The sequence below is a fragment of the Bifidobacterium pullorum subsp. saeculare genome, from assembly GCF_016899725.1.
GTDB classification, from domain to species: Bacteria; Actinomycetota; Actinomycetes; order Actinomycetales; family Bifidobacteriaceae; genus Bifidobacterium; species Bifidobacterium pullorum_C.
In genome coordinates this window covers 1-437 of sequence record NZ_JACLYU010000255.1, presented here as the reverse complement: position 1 = coordinate 437, position 437 = coordinate 1, and the positions used below count along the sequence as shown (strand labels likewise).

1 protein-coding gene is annotated in these 437 nt (G+C 57.0%); it reads right to left on the bottom strand.

Annotated elements, in window-relative coordinates; translation table 11 throughout:
- Nucleotides 1-437: hypothetical protein (locus H7U32_RS10435; protein ID WP_306452369.1), on the bottom strand; the 437-nt coding region annotated here is incomplete at both ends.

The window sequence follows — 437 nt, the reverse complement described above, 5'->3', positions numbered from 1 at the left end:
GTATGGATGTCTCGTAGGAACCGATCCTCTCGGACACCTCCACGATCTCCTTCTTGTCAAAGCCGATCAGGGGGCGGTACACCGGCAGGGTGCACACCTCGTTTGTGGCCGCCAGGCTCTGCATGGTCTGGCTTGCCACCTGTCCGATGCTCTCCCCTGTGATAAGGCCGAGACAGCCGTCCTCCTTCGCAAAGTGCTCCGCGATCTTCATCATGTACCTCCTCATGATGATCGTCAGCTCATCGTGGGGGCACTGATCATAGATGTACAGCTGAATGTCTGTGAAATTTACCACATGGAGACGAATAGGCCCTGCGTAGGCTGCAATGATCCTTGCCAGATCCACCACTTTCTCCTTGGCCCGCTCGCTTGTGTAGGGCGGTGCGTGGAAGTAAGAGGCCTCCAGGGCAACACCCCTCTTGGCGATCATGTAGCCC